The sequence below is a fragment of the Mesorhizobium sp. M6A.T.Cr.TU.014.01.1.1 genome, assembly GCF_004022765.1.
Taxonomy (GTDB): Bacteria; Pseudomonadota; Alphaproteobacteria; order Rhizobiales; family Rhizobiaceae; genus Mesorhizobium; species Mesorhizobium mediterraneum.
Window position 1 is genome coordinate 294,262 of record NZ_RZPG01000003.1, and the last position, 14,041, is coordinate 308,302.

The 14,041-nt window shown below is 63.1% G+C and carries 14 protein-coding genes; 10 read left to right on the plus strand and 4 right to left on the minus strand.

The genetic code is table 11. From position 1 onward, the window contains the following. Positions 1–43 precede the first annotated feature (43 nt). The 8 genes from EN885_RS06375 to EN885_RS06410 all read left to right on the plus strand — a co-directional run bounded on the left by EN885_RS06375 (position 44) and on the right by EN885_RS06410 (position 7,195). Positions 44–1,123: a LacI family DNA-binding transcriptional regulator gene (locus tag EN885_RS06375; RefSeq protein WP_128243531.1), complete on the plus strand. Its 1,080-nt coding sequence runs from the start codon at positions 44–46 to the stop codon at positions 1,121–1,123. Positions 1,124–1,183: 60 nt separating this feature from the next. After that, the gene (locus EN885_RS06380) at positions 1,184–2,290 is read left to right on the plus strand and encodes an ABC transporter substrate-binding protein (protein WP_095484994.1); all 1,107 of its coding nucleotides are present in this window, start codon (positions 1,184–1,186) and stop codon (positions 2,288–2,290) included. Positions 2,291–2,360: 70 nt separating this feature from the next. Then, positions 2,361–3,203 (plus strand): ABC transporter permease, encoded by an 843-nt coding sequence (locus tag EN885_RS06385; protein ID WP_128243530.1) that lies wholly within the window; start codon positions 2,361–2,363, stop codon positions 3,201–3,203. Beyond that, the gene (locus tag EN885_RS06390; protein WP_128243529.1) at positions 3,200–4,003 is read left to right on the plus strand and encodes an ABC transporter permease; all 804 of its coding nucleotides are present in this window, start codon (positions 3,200–3,202) and stop codon (positions 4,001–4,003) included. The genes EN885_RS06385 and EN885_RS06390 overlap by 4 nt, the downstream gene beginning before the upstream one ends. A gap of 38 nt (positions 4,004–4,041) precedes the next feature. Next, positions 4,042–5,049: an arginine deiminase family protein gene (locus tag EN885_RS06395; RefSeq protein WP_006327249.1), complete on the plus strand. Its 1,008-nt coding sequence runs from the start codon at positions 4,042–4,044 to the stop codon at positions 5,047–5,049. Between the two features lie 15 nt (positions 5,050–5,064). Continuing rightward, positions 5,065–6,144, plus strand: coding sequence for an ABC transporter ATP-binding protein (locus EN885_RS06400; RefSeq protein WP_128243528.1), 1,080 nt, complete (start codon positions 5,065–5,067; stop codon positions 6,142–6,144). A 36-nt stretch (positions 6,145–6,180) separates the two neighbouring features. After that, on the plus strand, positions 6,181–6,855 hold the full coding sequence (locus tag EN885_RS06405) for an isochorismatase family cysteine hydrolase (RefSeq protein ID WP_128243527.1): 675 nt from the start codon (positions 6,181–6,183) through the stop codon (positions 6,853–6,855). A 1-nt stretch (position 6,856) separates the two neighbouring features. After that, positions 6,857–7,195, plus strand: a complete 339-nt coding sequence (locus EN885_RS06410) for a GYD domain-containing protein (protein WP_128243526.1) — start codon at positions 6,857–6,859, stop codon at positions 7,193–7,195. Positions 7,196–7,202: 7 nt separating this feature from the next. On the opposite strand, the gene EN885_RS06415 is transcribed toward EN885_RS06410, so the two are convergent. The 3 genes from EN885_RS06415 to EN885_RS06425 form a co-directional block, all read right to left on the minus strand. Next, entirely contained in the window at positions 7,203–8,150 is a 948-nt protein-coding gene (locus tag EN885_RS06415; RefSeq protein ID WP_128243552.1) for an LLM class flavin-dependent oxidoreductase, read from the minus strand. Positions 8,151–8,287: 137 nt separating this feature from the next. After that, positions 8,288–8,443, minus strand: a complete 156-nt coding sequence (locus tag EN885_RS06420; RefSeq protein ID WP_082982575.1) for a hypothetical protein — start codon at positions 8,441–8,443, stop codon at positions 8,288–8,290. Positions 8,444–8,649: 206 nt separating this feature from the next. Then, the gene (locus EN885_RS06425) at positions 8,650–9,042 is read right to left on the minus strand and encodes a hypothetical protein (protein WP_128243525.1); all 393 of its coding nucleotides are present in this window, start codon (positions 9,040–9,042) and stop codon (positions 8,650–8,652) included. A 326-nt stretch (positions 9,043–9,368) separates the two neighbouring features. On the opposite strand from EN885_RS06425, the gene EN885_RS06430 reads away from it, so the two are divergent. Together EN885_RS06430 and EN885_RS06435 are read left to right on the plus strand one after the other, a co-directional pair. Next, the gene (locus EN885_RS06430) at positions 9,369–10,607 is read left to right on the plus strand and encodes an NAD(P)/FAD-dependent oxidoreductase (RefSeq protein ID WP_128243524.1); all 1,239 of its coding nucleotides are present in this window, start codon (positions 9,369–9,371) and stop codon (positions 10,605–10,607) included. Positions 10,608–11,057: 450 nt separating this feature from the next. Then, positions 11,058–13,187 carry a DUF294 nucleotidyltransferase-like domain-containing protein gene (locus EN885_RS06435; protein WP_245493010.1) on the plus strand — a complete coding sequence of 710 codons (2,130 nt, stop codon included), beginning with the start codon at positions 11,058–11,060 and terminating at the stop codon, positions 13,185–13,187. A gap of 62 nt (positions 13,188–13,249) precedes the next feature. On the opposite strand, the gene EN885_RS06440 is transcribed toward EN885_RS06435, so the two are convergent. Beyond that, the gene (locus tag EN885_RS06440) at positions 13,250–13,882 is read right to left on the minus strand and encodes a hypothetical protein (RefSeq protein ID WP_128243523.1); all 633 of its coding nucleotides are present in this window, start codon (positions 13,880–13,882) and stop codon (positions 13,250–13,252) included. Positions 13,883–14,041: the final 159 nt, after the last annotated feature.

Here is a 14,041-nt window from a genome sequence, read left to right on the forward strand (position 1 = left end):
CCGCAGACGTTTGCACTGTTGAAGGAATGTGGCCGAGCCTCCGATGAAAAAGCCCGCTGCATCGACGATCAGGAATGTGGCGCACGCGGCCGGCGTCTCGGTCACCACCGTGTCACGTCACCTGAACGGCCGTATCAAGCTGCCCGCGGAAACCAGCGAGCGCATCAGAGCCGCCGTGGCGAAGCTGGAGTATCGCCCCAACGCCATCGCGCGACGCCTCAGCAAGGGCCGCAGCGAAACCATCGGCCTGATCGTTTCCGACATCTCCTACCCATTTTTCGCCGCCATCGCGAGTTCGGCGGAAGAGGAAGCGAGCCGTCTCGGCTATAGCCTGGTGATGTTCAACAGCCGCAACATCGCCGCCAAGGAACTGGCCTTCCTGTCGCGCATCGACGACGCACAGGTGGACGGCATCCTGCTGATGACCAACCATCCGGACGATGGCGCGCTCGTCGAGAAGATCAATGCCTGCAGCAACGTCGTCCTGGTCGACGAGGATGTTCCGGGCGCCATGGCGCCGCGACTGTTTGCCGATAACCGTCTCGGCGCCCAGCTTGCCACCGATCATCTTCTGGCGCATGGGCACGAGACGATCGCCTTCGTCGGCGGCCCGCCGGCGCTGCTCAGCAGCAGGGAACGGTTCGGCGCCTTCAAGGACAGTCTCAAGAATAGTGGCCTGAGGGTGAATCCCGATCACGTCTTCTTCGGCGACTACGACGAACAGTCAGGCCTGCGTGCCATACTGCAGTTCGCCGCACTCGACAATCCGCCGACCGCCATCTTCGCCTCCGCCGACATGCTGGCGCTGGGGATTTTGCAAGGCTGCCGCAAGCTCGGCATCACCGTGCCGGCCGAGCTGTCGCTGGTCGGTTTCGACGACATCCGCAATGTCGATCTTCTCGATCCGCCGCTGACGGCCATCCACCAATCCGCCGAGGAATTCGGGCGCCGGGCGGTCGGCCTGCTGATCGACCACATCAACGGCGCCGAGATTCCGGATGCAGAGCCGGTCGCGGTGAAGCTTGTCGTGCGCCACTCCGTGGCCGCGCCGCGCAAGGCGCATTGGAAACTGGCAGGAAACGCCTCAGCGGAAAATCGACCGCCGGCAAGAGTGGGAATCTAAACAGAGACGGATCAAATCCGCGAAGACATGCAGTCACCATCAACAATGGGAGAATGAAAAATGACAATCTCGCATTTCGCACAAGACGCGGCGCAGATCGCGCTGGAAAAATTCAACCGCGGTGAGATCGATCGCCGATCTTTCCTCTTTGCCCTCGGCGGCCTCGGACTTGCGGCCGCCTTCAAGCCGGGTGTTGCCCAGGCCGACGCCTCCGAAATCGTCGTCTGCAACTGGGGCGGTGCCGCGGCGGACGCCTTCGCCAAGGCCTATGGCGACCCCTTCACCAAGAAGAGCGGCATGAAAGTGGTGATCGACGGGGCCGGGCCAGCAGTCGGGACAATCAGGGCCATGGTCGAGTCCGGCAAGGTCATCTGGGACGCCACCGACGGCGGCATGATCGACTCGCTGACACTGGGCAAGGGCAATCTGGTCGAGCCGATCGACTACACGATCGTCGACAAATCGCAGGTGCCCGAGAATTTCGCCGGGGAGTTCGGCGTCTCGAACTATGTCTATTCGAACGTGCTCGCCTATGACGCCGAGGCGACCAAGGGCACAGCACCCACCGGCTGGGCCGACTTCTTCGACACGGCGAAATTCCCCGGCAAACGCACCATGTGCAAATGGATCCAGGGCCAGCTCGAATTCGTCCTCATGGCGGACGGCGTCGCGCCCGCCGACCTTTATCCGCTCGATGTCGACCGGGCGTTCAAGAAGCTGAAGCCGATGCTTGCCGACATCATCTTCTGGGAAGGCGGCGCGCAGACACAGCAATTGTTCCGCGAGGGCGAAGTCGTGATGGGCAACATCTGGCACACCCGTGCCAACCTGCTCAACAAGGAGACGCCCGACAAGTTCAAATGGATCTGGGAACAGAACATCCTTTCGGCCAGCGCATGGTCGGTTCCCAAGGGCAATCCCGCCGGCAAGAAAGTGTTCGATTTCATCAATTCGACACTCGATCCGGCAGGCCAGCTCGTGCTGCTGCAGATCATGGGCAACGGGCCTTCCAATCCCAAGACCCTGGCCTTGATGACGCCGGCGGACGCCGCCGTGAACCCGACGACGAAGGAGAACGCGGCCTCGCAGATCATGCTCAACCCCGCCTATTACGCGGAACACGAGACCGAGCTCCAGAACAAGTATCTGGATTTCATCTCGAGCTGATTGACGAGCCAACAGGGAAGGGCTGCCGCCGGCAAGGCGGCGGCCCCTCATCCGATGCGAATTTGATCCGATGCGCAATTTCAAGACAACAGCTCTGCTGCTGACCGTTCCCGCCAGCCTGGTGGCGATCGGCCTCTATGCAGCGCCGATCCTGCAGGTTCTGGCATTGAGCCTGACCGAGCCGAAGTTCGGCCTTGCCAACTACCAGAGCCTGTTCGCCAACGCAGCCGTGGGCCGCGTCGTCATGACGACGCTCAAAGTGTCTCTGATGACGACGGTGCTGACCGTGCTGGCGAGTTATATCGTCGCCTTCGCCATCATCCATATGTCGGCAGGCTGGCGCCGCATCTCGCTGTTCCTAGTGCTGGTGCCGTTCTGGATATCGGTGCTGGTCAGGGCATTTTCCTGGATCACCATCTTGCGCCGGCGCGGCGTTCTCAACAGCGCTTTGATGGAGATGGGCGTCATCTCGAGCCCGCTCGACCTCGTCTATAATCTCTTCGGCGTGACCATCGGCATGGTGCACTACATGATGCCGTTCGCCATCCTGCTGCTCTATGCCAATTTGTCCGACATCGACCGCCGCATCATGCAGGCGGCGCGCTCGCTGGGCGCGCGCCCGGCCACGATCTTTTGGCGCGTCTGGCTGCCGCTCAGCCTGCCCGGCATTGCGCTGGCGACGTTGTTCGTCTTCGTCTTCTCACTCGGCTTCCTGGTCACGCCTGCTCTGCTCGGCGCCGGCAAAACCTTGATGATCGCCGAATACATCTCGGTGCAGATATCGAGCACCTCGCGCTGGGATCTGGCAACATCGCTGTCGACGATGCTGCTTCTGGTGGTCGGCATTATTGTCTTCGCTGCCATGCGCAGCCCGGCGCTGCGCGCCGCCTTCGTCGCGAGGCCGCAGCAATGAGGCTCCGGCGCATCATAGAAGTCGGCCTGCCGCGCCTGCTCGCTTGGTGCCTGCTCGGCTTCCTGTTCGTTCCGATCCTGGTGGTGATCCCGGTCGCGCTCACCGACCGCGATTACCTGTCGCTGCCGCAGGACGGCATTTCGATGGAGCATTTCGCGGCACTGACCGACTGGAGCAAGGGCTGGCTGCCAAGCATGCTGACCAGCGCCGGCATCGCGCTGGCCTGCGCCGCGATCGCCACGGCTCTCGGCGTCGCCTTCGCCGTCGGCGCCTGGGCGGCGGGCGGCTGGTGGCCGTCCCTGATGCGCATCCTCCTGCTGTCGCCGATGATCGTGCCGCCGATCATCTACGCGGTCGGCATGGTCAAGCTGTGGGCGCGGCTGTCGCTGCTCGACAGCTACACCGGCGTCATCCTGGTGCATGTCGTGCTGGCCCTGCCGCTGACGGTGCTGGCCATCGGCGCGTCGCTCTCCAACCTCGACCAGCGGCTGGTGCAGGCGGCGAGAAGCCTCGGCGCCAGGCCGATGACCGTCTTCGGCAAGGTGATCCTGCCGAATATCGTTCCCGGCGTTGCCGCCGGCGCCCTGCTCGCCTTTGTCGCCTCATGGGACGAGATCACGGTGACGCTGTTCATCACCGGACGCGCCGTCGTCACGCTGCCACGCCGCATCTGGACGAGCATCCAGGATGCGGTCGACCCGGCGCTGGCGGCGATCGCCACTGTCCTGCTCGTCGTCACCGTGCTGGCGCTGGTCGCACGCGCGCTGGTTGAACGCAGGCAACAGCAACGGAAATTCTAATTCAGACACCTCGGAACAATCGAAAGGAAGGAATACCCATGAGCACCGCGATGAGTGACAACGAATACCGTGAGAACAAGTTCTTCAGCATCTTCGGCTCCGTTCCGGAACCGGGCTTCGACACCGCTGAGGAGCAGATCCCGGTATGGGGCCGCCATTGGGGCTGCTCGAACGATGTCGGCAAGCTGCGCGCCGTCCTGATGCATCGCCCCGGCGACGAGCTTTCCGTCGTCGAGAACAAGCCGATGCCCGAGGTCGGCGGCTTCGGCGATCCGGAAAAAGGCTGGTACTGGATGGGCCGCACCATGCCGGACCTGCCCGCCATGCAGCGCGCCCATGACGAATTCACCGGTTTGCTGCGTTCGGAAGGCGTCGACGTCATTCTCGTCGACAAGGCCGCTCCCGGCGCGATGAAGCAGATCTACACGCGCGACAGCGTCATCGGCATTCCGGGCGGCGCCATCGTCACCCGCCTGGCGCGGCGGGTGCGCCGTGGCGAGGAACTGCCGGTGACCCGGGCGCTGGCCAAGGCCGGATGCCCGATTCTCGGCACCATCCACGGATCGGCCGTCTTCGAAGGCGGCGGCTTTGCCTTCATCGATGCCAAGACCGCCGTCTGCACGGTCTCCATCGCCTGCAACCCGGAAGGCGTGCGGCAGGTCGAGAGCATCCTCGCCGGCCTCGGCGTGACGCTGATCAAGGTGCCGATGCCCGGATACCGTATTCACATCGACGGCGCTTTCATTATGGTCGACGTCGAGACGGCGATCGTCAATGTCAACGAACTGCCCTACCCGTTCATTGAATATCTGGAGAAGCGCGGCATCAAGATGATCGAACTGCCTCCCGAGGACAGCGCCATGTCGCTCAACTGCCTAGCCGTCGCGCCCGGCCGGGTGATCATGCATGGCAGCCGCTCGAAGCGCCTGGCCGACAGGCTCGACGCGGCCGGGATCACCGTGCTGACCTGCAATTACGAGACGGTCGAGCTCGGCGGCGGCGGCCTGCATTGCTCGACCGCACCGCTGATCAGGGACCCGATCTGATATGGTCTCGAACTGATGGCATTGCTGGTCATCGACGATCTCGAAAAGACCTATGACAAGGTCACCGCCTTGACCGGGATCAACCTCTCGGTCGAGGCGGGAGAGTTCGTCACCTTGCTCGGGCCCTCGGGGTCCGGCAAGACGACCTTGCTGATGTCGCTGGCCGGCTTCACCACGCCGAGCAAGGGGACGATCCGCCTCGACGGCAAGGACATCACCAATGTCGACCCCGAGGACCGCAATTTCGGCTTCGTCTTCCAGGGTTATGCGCTGTTCCCGCATCTCTCGGTCGCCAACAACATCGCCTTCTCCCTCCGCGTCCGCAAATGGGAGAAGCCGAAGATCGCCGCGCGGGTGGCCGAGATGCTGTCGCTGGTCGGCCTCGACAATCTGGCCGGGCGCAAGCCGCGCGAACTGTCCGGCGGTCAGCAGCAGCGCGTTGCCATCGCCCGCGCCTTGGCCTTCGGGCCGCGCATCCTGCTGCTCGACGAGCCGCTTTCGGCGCTCGACCGCATGCTGCGCGAATCCATGCAGAAGGAACTGAAACGGCTGCATCGCGAGACCGGGGTGACCTTCGTCTACGTTACCCATGACCAGGAGGAGGCGATCGCCATGTCCGATCGCATCGCGGTGTTCAACCACGGCCGCATCGTCGAAATCGGGCTGCCCCGCGACCTCTACAAAAAACCGTCGACGCGCTTCGTCGCCGGTTTTCTCGGCGAGAACAATTTCCTGTCCGGCCATCGTGCCGATGATGACGAGACGATGGTCGAGGCGTTCGGCACGCGCTTCGGTTCTGCCGCCGTCAAGGGCCGCCGTGAGCGGCCCGGCGACACACTCACAGTCTGGGTGCGCCCCGAGGACATCCGCATCGGCCAGGCAACGGGCGACGAGATCGGCTTTCGCGCGACGGTCGTCGAGAATTCCTTTGTCGGCGCGCTGGAACGCATCCTGCTCAAGACGGCGACCGGCGAACAGATGGTGGCGACGCTGCGCTCGGAAGCAGCCGTCGCGGCCGTTCCCGGACAAGTCATCGACTGCCGGATTGACCCGTCCGCTATCGGCGTCCTGCCGAACGAAACCCGGGGGTCTTGAGCCGGCGAAACATATCTCGCTGGAGAAGAGAGAAAAATGATCAAGGCGACGCCTTTCGATTTTCCTTACGACGGCAGGCTGGTGCCTGGACATACTGCTCTTGTCGTCATCGACCTGCAGGGCGATTTCCTGTCGACATCTGGCTATTTCGCCAAGCAGGGATACGATCCGAGCCCGCTGCGAGCCATCCTGCCGGCGGTCAACCGCCTGATCGCGGCCGCCCGCGCGGCAGGCCTGAAAATCATCCACACCAGGCAAGGCTACCGGGCCGACATGGCCGACATGACGCCCTACGAGAAATGGCGCCGCAAGCGGGCCGGCCTTGAGGGTACCGACATCCTGCTGCGTTCGAGCCCCGGCTTCCAGATCGTTCCCGAGATCGACGTCGCGCCTGAGGACATCATCGTCGACAAGACCTGCAATGGCGCTTTCACCTACACCGATTTCGAGCACGTGCTGCGCGCGCAGGGCATCACGCATCTGCTGTTTTCAGGATGCACGACCGATGTCTGCGTGCACACGACCTTGCGCGAGGCCTGCGACCGGAATTTCCAGTGCCTGACGATCACGGATGCTTGCGCCAGCGGCGACAGATATGCGCATGAGGCTGCACTCCACATGGTGACGGTCGAAAATGGGATTTTCGGCGCGCTGACCGATTCAAGCGCCGTTATCGCGGCGCTGTCGCTACTCTCCGGCAAGGCGCACTGATATGCCCGAAGACACTGCCGACACACCTGCCGCAGCCAAGACCGGCCGGCTTTACGTCTCGCTGATGCGGTTGACCGATAAGGGGCTGGCTGAGCTTGCCGGCAGCCCCGATCGCCGGAAAATCAGCGAGGAGCGGGTTGCAGCCCTTGGCGGCAAATCCGTCGCCTTCTATGCCACGCTGGGCGCCTATGACTTCGTTCAGGTCTTTGAAATGCCTGATAACGAGGCCATGCTGCAATATGTGCTGACGGCCCGGCGCGACGGCTTCGTCGAGCCTCTCATCCTGCCGGCGTTCGACCCGCCGACCTTCGGCGACATTGTCGAACGCGTCCTGAAATAACCAGCGTTCAGCCTGCGGCACGTGTCTCCCGGACCACGCGGGACGCAAACGCCTCGGGCTGCGGGGCATCGGCCTCGCGACGCGCCAGCGAGTTGCGCAACAGCGCGATCACCTCGCGGCCAGCCGTCGCGATTTCGCGCGGCCTGTCGACGCCAACGATCATGAATTCCTGGATTCCCAAGGCCGCATAAGGAAGCAGCGCCAGCGCGACCTGCGCCGGAGGCCCGGCAATTTCGACCGCCTTCTGACAGGCGGCGTTGTCCTCCGAACGGATCCGGACGGGAAGCGCGAAACGCAGCTTGCCGGCCCGGCCGTGTTCGGCGGCGGCACTGCGCACCCGCTCCATCAGCTGCCGGATCTCGTCGAGCGAACCCGGCGTCAGCTCGAAGACATCGGCATGCCGCCCGGCGACCCTGAGGGCCGTTCCGGACTGTCCGCCCATGCGGATGGTCATGTCGGCGCCATGCGGTCCCTTGCGCGGCACATAGCCGGCCCTGACGCTGTAGAAGGCGCCTTCATGATCAAACGGCCTGTCGTTCGACCATAACCGCTTCAGCAGCACCAGATATTCGTCGATCCGCTGCCAGACGACCGTATGGCCGACCGGACGTGCCTCGGCGTCGTCGTCGCTCAGCGGCTCGCTGAGCATCCTGAGCGACAGCCGACCGCCACTTTCTGCGTCGAGGGCTGCCAATTGCCGCGCCGCCACCGTCGGCTCGATCACACCCGCCCAATGTGCGAGAACGACCTCCAGCGACGAGGTGCGGCTCAGCGCCTGGGCGGCAATATCCATATTGGTCAGCAGCCCAGCCGGATCGTCGACGACGATCTTTTGGAAACCGATGTCCTCGACCAGCGACAGCTTTGTCGCGGTTTCCGCGAAATCGTAGAAAAACGGCACGGTTGAGTCGGCGGGGTGAGCTTTACCGGGAACATGCGTGAACTCGATCGGCATTGCCATCTCCTCCATCACGTTGGGATCACGGGCGCGCAAAAGCGCACCTGAATTCGGTTCATTCAACTCCGGTATTCTGAAAGCGGCAGGTCGCTACCCCCTGATCATTCAGGGCCCGACGGCTCGGGACTTCATGGTCAAGGGATAAGGCCCAGAACAACCGCTCCGGTGAACACAAACGCAAGGGCAAAAACGAGGTAGGCAAAGGCGCCTGCATAGGCCGGCCGCCAAGTCTGGTCAGAACCAAGCCTTTGGCCTTTGCGGGCAGTCCGGGCGTTCTGGAAATAGGACATATCGACCTCCGTCTTCGGCGGTTAATCTATAAAATCAGTAGACTTTGTCGAGTGCTATTTTCCAGCGGTTCTTAGAATATTTTTCTCAATTCTGATGATAATTTGGTTTGTTTTCTGCTTAGAGCTGTGCTTCCGAGCCTGATCGGCCAAGTGATAAAAACCCGGGCTCCTGCAGGCCGAGGGACGGGGATGGGCGGAGCGGCCTCCTATTTGCTGGGCGGCCTGTAAGCTTCCAGACCGAACAGCATCAGCACGAGCGACACCAGGAAGAAGCCGACCGCAACGCCGAGCGCGATCCGGGCGTAGAGTTTGTAAACGTCGCTCATGACGGTGCTGAACACCCGTCGCGCCGGGCCATCGGCTGGGCGCGATTTCTCGTCGAGATAGAGCCAGACTTCGGTGTGCTTGGGATTCTTGCTGCCTGCGGTCGTGGCTTTCCACATCAGCGCCAGAACCATGGTCAGCGTAAGGAACGCGCCGGCGCGGAAGGCGGATACCGGGTTGAAGGAGAAGCCGATCATGACGCAGCCGATGGCAAGCGATCCGAACATAACGGCGCGCCCGATGCATCCCACAGCAACCCGCTTGATCTCGTCCATCGGCTGCCTCGGCAACAAACTGGCCGACAATGTGCGAGCGCTTCGACCGTATCAAATCACTTTAAGGCGAATATGCCGCCTGGACGGTGAACCTCCGGGATTCGGATGGACGTGCGGGCGCAGCTCCGGACCGACCGGCGCACTTTGCGAGCGCCACAGCCTAAAATTTGGCCATCGACGCGGCCCGGCGGCGCTGGCGAACCGGAATGCGCTCGGCCAGTCGGACGGAAATCGGCGGTGCTGGACTCATTGCCATGGACAAGGCTTAATGCTGCGCGGGGCTGGCGAGATCGCCGGGGGGGGCGATTATGAGATCACCGCAGCAAATGACTGACGGCGGCGATGTTCTCGATGCTGTCGTCATCGGGGCCGGCTGGGCCGGCCTGGGTGTCAGCTATTGGCTGGCGCGACGGGGCCTGCGCCACAGCGTATTGGAGCGGGGCCGCATAGGAGAGACCTGGCTTACACAGCGATGGGATTCATTTCGGATGAATACTCCCAACGTCCAGACCGTCATGCCGGGCGATTGCTATGACGGTCCGGATCCGGATGGTGCCCTGACGCGCGATCAGTTCGTCACTCTCCTTGAGGATTTCGCTGGGCGCAACGCGCTGCCGATCGAACCGGATACTGCGGTAAGCGAACTCACGCACGAGAATGGCGCCTATCGGCTGACCACCTCACACGGCACGCTTTGGGCGCGCAATGTGATCGTCGCAAGCGGCAGCCTGAATTGTCCGGTGCGCCCGGTCTGGGCCACCGCGTTGTCGCCAGCTCTCCACCAGATCGACGCCTCCGGCTACCGCAGCGCTGCCGATCTGCCCGATGGAGCGGTGCTGGTGGTCGGAGGCGGCCAATCTGGTGTTCAGATCGCGGAGGAATTGGCGGACGTGGGTCGAACGGTCTTCCTTGCGACCAGTCGTGTCGGACGGCTCCCACGGCGCTACCGGGGTCGCGACATCATGGTCTGGCTGCTCGAAAGCGGGTTTCTCGACGTGCGCCGGGAGGAAGTCATTCGACTTGCGGGACGCATCCCGCCGCGTGGTGTGCTCGGGTCGATGCATACGATAAGCCTTCAGGCGCTGAGCGCCCAGGGTGTCGTGCTTCTTGGGCGCCTCACCGGCATCGAGGATGGCGGCAGCCTCTCGTTTGCCGACGATCTCGAAGCGAATGCCCGCTTTGCGGATGAAGCCTCCGAAAATGTCAAACGCCATGTCGACGACTATATCAGCCGCGCCGGGATCGATGCACCCGTTGCGGAGCCCGACCCGGCGGAGACGGTCGCGATGCGTCAGCCGAACCCGACGATCGGTTCGCTCGATCTCTCCCGCTCCGGCGTAACGAGCGTGGTGTGGTGCACGGGTTTTAGGGGCGATTTCAGTTGGATGAGGCTTCCCGGTGCGCTCGACAGCGCGGGACAGCCTGTTCACGCGGATGGCGTGGCCGCCCTGCCGGGCCTTTACTTCGCAGGGCTGGACTTCGCCTCCACACGCAAGTCAGGCATCATCTTGGCGATCGCCGAGGAAGCACCTCGCCTTGTCGAACATATCGCAAGGCATTCGTGACCGCCTTTGGCATAGTCGAGAAGCTCTTGACCGTCAGGGCCGGGATTAGTGTCAGAGGCCGGCAGATCGTCAGCCACCGCCTTGCGCCGCCACCAGGGTCACGTCTCGCCCCTTAGCGACGTTCCTACTGAGCGAAGGCAAAGGCCCCCAACGATCAGCCAATAACTTCGCTCCTGCACGACTGAATGTCTGCTATGATTACCGCTGGAAGCGATCGGTCCCACTTCCGGCCCGAGCTAGTCGAAGATAGGCGAGGACCCCAATTACCGCTTGTGGCGCATTACAGCCGACATCGCGGCCGCCCTCCACTTGCGCGGCCAACGTCTTTTCGCGGCCCGCGCTTCTCTCTAGGATCGGCTATGCTGCAGGGCAAGCAAGATCGACCTTTCCGGCATCGACAGAGCGCTGTCTCGGCAAGCCGGGACATCCGGCAGAGGAATGCTATCGGCTATGCCGAAAGGGACGAAATTGAAGCCGGCGACCGGCGCGACACCGCTGATAGCAATTGCGGCTGCGGCCGTCGACACCGAAACAACCGGGCCCGACGCCACAAAGGCACGCGTGATCCAGATCGGCGCGATCGGCATCGCGCATGGCAAGGTCGTCCGGGAACGTCAGCTCGATCTCCTCATCGATCCCGGCGAAGCGATCCCGTCCGAGGTCTCGCTCGTCCACGGCATCACGGATGCCGATGTTGACGGGGCTGGGACCTTCCTGGACGCATGGGCGCAATTCCAGGAGTTCGTCGGGGACCGTATCCTCGTCGGCCACTCGATCGGCTTCGATCTGGCGGTATGGGAGCGCGAATGCCGACGCGCCCGTTTGCCCTGGAAAAAGCCTCGGGCGCTGTGCGTCCGGCTTCTTGCAACCATAGCAAATCCCAATCTGGCAGACCATTCGCTGGAAACGATCGCCGCCTGGCTTCGCCTGGAGATAGCTGGCCGCCATTCGGCTCTGGGCGATGCGATCGCGGCGGGAGACATCTTTGCCGCGCTGATTCCGGAACTGCGCAAGCGCAACATCCGAACACTCGGAGAGGCAGAGGTCGCCTGCCTTGCCCTTTCGGACGCTCTCGAAGCCGGCCATCGCGCCGGCTGGGCCGAGCCGGTGTCGCGACCCCAGGCTCCCGCGTTTCAGCCGGTTGATCCCTATGCCTATCGCCATCGCGTCGGCAGCCTGATGAGCGGCCCGCCGGTCGTGGTGAAGTCGACTAAGCCGACAAGGCAGGTCATCGACCTCATGGTGAAGCGCAAGATCAGTTCGGTCCTCGTGTCCGACCGAGGAGCGCCGGATCAGCCGATTGAGGACTATGGCATCGTTACCGAGCGTGACCTGCTGCGCCGCATATCGTCCGACGCCGAGCGCGCCTTTGACATGCCGGTCGCAAGCATCGCAACGCGACCGCTGATAAGCATCCGCGCCGCCGCCTTCGCTTATCGGGCGATCGGCCGCATGGATCGGCTGAAAGTCCGCCACCTCGCCGTCCGCGATGACGGCGGCATGCTGGTCGGCGTGCTTTCGTCGCGTGACCTGCTGAGGCTCCGCGCCGCCGCTGCCATCGATCTCGACGACACGATCGAGCATGCCAAGGACGCCGCCGAACTGGCGGCCACCTGGTCGATGCTGCCGGGCGTGGTGCGTTCGCTGATCGGCGAGGCGATCGACCCGCGCGTGGTGGCGGAAATCATCAGCGACGAACTTTGCTCCCTTACCCGCCGCGCCGCCGTGCTTGCCGAACAACAGATGCAAATCGAAGGCCACGGCCCGCCGCCCTGCGCCTATGCCACGCTCGTGCTCGGCTCAGGCGGCCGTGGCGAAAGCCTGATGGCCCCAGACCAGGACAACGCAATCGTCTTCGCAGAAGGCGAGCCGGACGGGCCCGAAGACCGCTGGTTCAAAATTCTCGGCGCCAAGCTCGCCGACATGCTCGACATATCAGGCGTGCCGTATTGCAAAGGCGGGGTAATGGCTGCGAACGCCGCGTTCCGCGGAAGTCTCGACACCTGGAAGGCGCGCGTCGAAGATTGGGTTCGCCGCCTACGGCCGGAGGACCTGCTCACCGTCGATATCGTCTACGATCTGCGGCCGGTTCACGGCGACACGACGCTGGCCGCGCAGTTCATCGAATATGCATATGAGCGTGGCCACGCCGAGCCGGTGTTCGCAAAGCTTCTCGGCGAGCAGATGACAACCGGCAATCCCTTCACTGTTTTTGGCGGCTTTCAGCTTGAAGATGGCCGGCTGAACATCAAAAAGCATGGGCTTTTTCCGATCGTCGCGACCGCACGCACGCTTGCAATTCGCCATGGCATCCGCGAGCGGAGCACACGTGCCCGGCTCGAGAAACTAATCGCGCTGGATATTGGCGGCGAGCGCGACATGAAGGCGATGCTGGCTGGTCATGCCATGCTGATCGGCTTGCTGCTCGCTCAGCAGACGCATGACATCTACGCCGGTATACCGGTATCCAACCGCATCGAGGTCAATGCCCTGACGCGCGAGCAGCAAATAGAGCTCAAGAGCCTCATCAAGCGCCTTCAGTCGGCACCCGACCTGGTGCGGGAGCTGATGTTCGCATAGGCGGCGACGCTTGGACAATGCAAGGCCGAAGGCGAAGCCCTGGATATCGGCAGGAACAAAGCTCAGATGCGCGCGGCGCCAAGCAGTTCGTCGACGAGGGCGCTGCGGTCAGCCTGCTCAAGGAAATCCTCATTCGCGCGCAGCAGATTCATTCTCAGGAAGTTGAAAATGTAATCGTAGTCGTTGGTCAGGAGATTGGGGTGGATCGGGACCATCTCGAAAACCGTTCGCGCCAGCGGCTCGGGGATTTCGCGCACCGGCCGCGGCGGACCGATCTGCGTGGCGGCGAGGCGCTGACGTGTGAGTTCGGCGGCGTCCTCCCAGAAAGTAGGGGGCGAGCCCTCCGGAACGGCATATTTGGAGAAGCTTGCCAGGGCCACTTTTTCCAGCGCCGCTGGCAGGCCTCGCTGGCGCAAGCCGGCAGGTTCGCGCAGCGCGCCCTCCACCATTTCCGCCACGATGGCGTAGCACGCAGGGTAGGCGCGCCAACGTGAATGGTTGAGCGCCGCCTGGAATTCCTTCTCGCTGAACAGCTTCTGCCAGTAGACCCCCGCCCTGACGCGGCAGAACTCGACGATGCTTTTCTGCGCCAGGAAGGCGGCGCGCGAATCCATGAAGTCAGCCAGTTCGCCGACGCTGCCGATCGGTTGCGGCTTGCGCAGGAACTCGGGCAACAAATCGTTCAGCAGGCCCATGGCGCTCTCCCTTCGGTTTTGTTTCCAACCGATGTTAACCGTTTAGCCTCCGCCACGCCGCACCGCCAGCCCTCTTACCGATTCAAGTCCTCTCACCAATTCTCCAGTCCTCCCACCGATTCTAAAGTCGTATGAACAGCAGCGACAAGAAGTGTTACT

Excerpts from the sequence above, each read along its gene's own strand:
- EN885_RS06375 (WP_128243531.1), top strand. The coding sequence starts at position 44 with ATGAAAAAGCCCGCTGCATCGACGATCAGGAATGTGGCGCACGCGGCC.
- EN885_RS06380 (WP_095484994.1), top strand. The coding sequence starts at position 1,184 with ATGACAATCTCGCATTTCGCACAAGACGCGGCGCAGATCGCGCTGGAA.
- EN885_RS06385 (WP_128243530.1), top strand. The coding sequence starts at position 2,361 with ATGCGCAATTTCAAGACAACAGCTCTGCTGCTGACCGTTCCCGCCAGC.
- EN885_RS06390 (WP_128243529.1), top strand. The coding sequence starts at position 3,200 with ATGAGGCTCCGGCGCATCATAGAAGTCGGCCTGCCGCGCCTGCTCGCT.
- EN885_RS06395 (WP_006327249.1), top strand. The coding sequence starts at position 4,042 with ATGAGCACCGCGATGAGTGACAACGAATACCGTGAGAACAAGTTCTTC.
- EN885_RS06400 (WP_128243528.1), top strand. The coding sequence starts at position 5,065 with ATGGCATTGCTGGTCATCGACGATCTCGAAAAGACCTATGACAAGGTC.
- EN885_RS06405 (WP_128243527.1), top strand. The coding sequence starts at position 6,181 with ATGATCAAGGCGACGCCTTTCGATTTTCCTTACGACGGCAGGCTGGTG.
- EN885_RS06410 (WP_128243526.1), top strand. The coding sequence starts at position 6,857 with ATGCCCGAAGACACTGCCGACACACCTGCCGCAGCCAAGACCGGCCGG.
- EN885_RS06415 (WP_128243552.1), bottom strand. The coding sequence starts at position 8,150 with ATGCCGATCGAGTTCACGCATGTTCCCGGTAAAGCTCACCCCGCCGAC.
- EN885_RS06420 (WP_082982575.1), bottom strand. The coding sequence starts at position 8,443 with ATGTCCTATTTCCAGAACGCCCGGACTGCCCGCAAAGGCCAAAGGCTT.
- EN885_RS06425 (WP_128243525.1), bottom strand. The coding sequence starts at position 9,042 with ATGGACGAGATCAAGCGGGTTGCTGTGGGATGCATCGGGCGCGCCGTT.
- EN885_RS06430 (WP_128243524.1), top strand. The coding sequence starts at position 9,369 with ATGACTGACGGCGGCGATGTTCTCGATGCTGTCGTCATCGGGGCCGGC.
- EN885_RS06435 (WP_245493010.1), top strand. The coding sequence starts at position 11,058 with ATGCCGAAAGGGACGAAATTGAAGCCGGCGACCGGCGCGACACCGCTG.
- EN885_RS06440 (WP_128243523.1), bottom strand. The coding sequence starts at position 13,882 with ATGGGCCTGCTGAACGATTTGTTGCCCGAGTTCCTGCGCAAGCCGCAA.